This window comes from Pseudomonas sp. o96-267 (genome assembly GCF_003935465.1).
GTDB lineage: Bacteria > Pseudomonadota > Gammaproteobacteria > Pseudomonadales > Pseudomonadaceae > Aquipseudomonas > Aquipseudomonas sediminis.
Map to the genome: position 1 here is coordinate 1 of NZ_RHQP01000078.1, position 2,986 is coordinate 2,986.

The 2,986-nt window shown below is 37.5% G+C and carries 2 protein-coding genes; both read left to right on the forward strand.

Features of this window, described 5'->3' with window-relative positions; all coding sequences use genetic code 11:
- The first annotated feature begins 473 nt into the window (after positions 1 to 473).
- Complete coding sequence (gene msr(E) / locus EGJ86_RS24760; RefSeq protein WP_000052512.1) at positions 474 to 1,949, forward strand: ABC-F type ribosomal protection protein Msr(E); 1,476 nt, start codon at positions 474 to 476, stop codon at positions 1,947 to 1,949.
- A 55-nt stretch (positions 1,950 to 2,004) separates the two neighbouring features.
- Positions 2,005 to 2,889, forward strand: coding sequence for an Mph(E) family macrolide 2'-phosphotransferase (locus EGJ86_RS24765; protein ID WP_000155092.1), 885 nt, complete (start codon positions 2,005 to 2,007; stop codon positions 2,887 to 2,889).
- The last annotated feature ends 97 nt before the right edge of the window (positions 2,890 to 2,986 follow it).

Consider the following 2,986-nt stretch of genomic DNA (forward strand, 5'->3'; position numbering starts at 1 on the left):
GGTAAGCAGAGTTTTTGAAATGTAAGGCCTTTGAATAAGACAAAAGGCTGCCTCATCGCTAACTTTGCAACAGTGCCTAAAATAAGCCTTATATCCAAGCATAAAACAAGGTTGTCTAGACTTCTTTTAACAGTAAAGTTATCATAAAACTGAATTTTATTTTTTAGGTAAGTTTATGCATTCTATCCGCATTCGTTAAGACACAACTATTTGCATAGTGACACTATTTTATAATGGTGGGCTTTTGTTGTGTCTTTAAGAATATATGCGGATATATAAAGTAAAAGTATGCTTAATTTATAAGTATGCTTTTAGTGCATAGTTTCCAGTTATAACTTAATTGACTAGCTATTTGTCCACCCTGTGGATGAATAGCTTTTTTTTGGGAGGACACTGTGATGCTAGCTTTTGTTTTCACCTAAATCCTGTTTGCTGCATAAAAAATTTCAAGAGCTAAACAGGAGTAAATAAAAATGAGTTTAATTATTAAAGCGAGAAACATACGCTTGGATTATGCTGGGCGTGATGTTTTGGATATTGATGAATTGGAAATTCACTCTTATGACCGTATTGGTCTTGTGGGTGATAACGGAGCAGGAAAGAGTAGTTTACTCAAAGTACTTAATGGCGAAATTGTTTTAGCCGAAGCGACATTACAGCGTTTTGGTGATTTTGCACATATCAGCCAACTGGGCGGAATCGAAATAGAAACGGTCGAAGACCGGGCAATGTTATCTCGCCTTGGTGTTTCCAATGTACAAAACGACACAATGAGTGGCGGAGAGGAAACTCGTGCAAAAATTGCTGCCGCATTTTCCCAACAAGTACATGGCATTCTAGCGGATGAACCAACCAGCCACCTTGATCTCAATGGAATAGATCTACTTATTGGTCAACTTAAAGCATTTGATGGAGCATTACTTGTTATCAGTCATGACCGATATTTTCTTGATATGGTTGTAGACAAGATATGGGAGTTAAAAGACGGTAAAATTACGGAATATTGGGGTGGTTACTCGGATTACTTGCGTCAAAAAGAAGAAGAGCGACAACACCAAGCCGTAGAATATGAGCTGATGATGAAGGAACGGGAGCGATTAGAATCTGCTGTGCAAGAAAAACGCCAGCAAGCTAATCGATTAGACAATAAGAAAAAAGGAGAAAAATCCAAAAACTCTACCGAAAGTGCTGGACGACTTGGGCATGCAAAAATGACTGGCACCAAGCAAAGAAAACTGTATCAGGCAGCTAAGAGTATGGAAAAGCGTTTGGCTGCATTAGAAGATATTCAAGCACCAGAGCATTTGCGTTCTATTCGTTTTCGTCAAAGTTCAGCCCTAGAACTGCACAATAAGTTCCCGATTACGGCAGATGGTCTGAGCTTAAAATTTGGTAGCCGTACTATCTTTGATGACGCTAACTTTATAATACCGCTTGGCGCTAAAGTCGCTATAACTGGATCGAATGGAACAGGGAAAACGTCCTTGTTAAAAATGATATCAGAACGTGCTGATGGATTAACCATATCTCCAAAAGCTGAAATTGGCTACTTTACACAAACAGGATATAAATTTAACACGCATAAATCTGTGCTCTCGTTTATGCAGGAAGAGTGCGAGTACACAGTTGCGGAAATTCGTGCAGTATTGGCTTCAATGGGGATCGGAGCGAATGATATTCAAAAAAACTTATCCGACTTATCGGGAGGTGAAATCATCAAACTGCTTTTATCCAAAATGCTTTTAGGAAAATATAATATTTTGCTTATGGATGAACCAGGAAACTATCTTGACCTAAAAAGTATTGCCGCATTAGAAACAATGATGAAGTCCTATGCAGGAACTATTATCTTCGTATCTCATGACAAGCAATTGGTCGATAATATTGCTGACATTATCTACGAGATCAAAGACCACAAAATCATCAAGACTTTTGAGAGAGATTGTTAATGATAGCCAATCTAATCCGAACATTAATTATTGAACTCTTTAAAGGAAATTAAAAATGACAATTCAAGATATTCAATCACTTGCTGAAGCACACGGCTTGTTGCTTACGGACAAAATGAATTTCAATGAAATGGGCATTGATTTTAAGGTCGTTTTTGCTCTTGATACAAAGGGGCAACAATGGTTGCTGCGTATTCCTCGTCGTGATGGCATGAGGGAACAAATCAAGAAAGAAAAACGCATTTTAGAATTGGTAAAAAAACATCTTTCTGTAGAGGTTCCTGATTGGAGAATTTCATCTACAGAATTAGTGGCTTATCCCATACTTAAAGATAATCCTGTTTTAAATTTGGATGCTGAAACCTATGAAATAATTTGGAATATGGACAAAGATAGCCCGAAATACATAACATCTTTGGCAAAAACCTTATTTGAAATCCATAGTATTCCTGAAAAAGAAGTTCGGGAAAATGATTTGAAAATTATGAAACCTTCAGATTTAAGACCTGAAATAGCAAACAATTTGCAGTTAGTAAAATCTGAAATTGGTATAAGTGAGCAATTGGAAACCCGCTACAGAAAATGGTTGGATAATGATGTTCTATGGGCAGATTTCACCCAATTTATACATGGCGATTTATATGCTGGGCATGTACTAGCTTCAAAGGATGGAGCTGTTTCAGGCGTTATTGATTGGTCAACAGCCCATATAGATGACCCAGCGATTGATTTTGCTGGGCATGTAACTTTGTTTGGAGAAGAAAGCCTCAAAACTCTAATCATCGAGTATGAAAAACTAGGGGGTAAAGTTTGGAATAAACTATATGAACAGACTTTAGAAAGAGCAGCGGCCTCTCCTTTGATGTATGGTTTATTTGCCTTAGAAACTCAAAATGAAAGCCTTATCGTTGGAGCAAAAGCTCAGTTGGGAGTTATATAATTTAAAAATATGATTGCTGAGGCACTGTTGCAAATAGTCGGTGGTGATAAACTTATCATCCCCTTTTGCTGATGGAGCTGCACATGAACCCATTCAA

Excerpts from the sequence above, each read along its gene's own strand:
- EGJ86_RS24765 (WP_000155092.1), top strand. The coding sequence starts at position 2,005 with ATGACAATTCAAGATATTCAATCACTTGCTGAAGCACACGGCTTGTTG.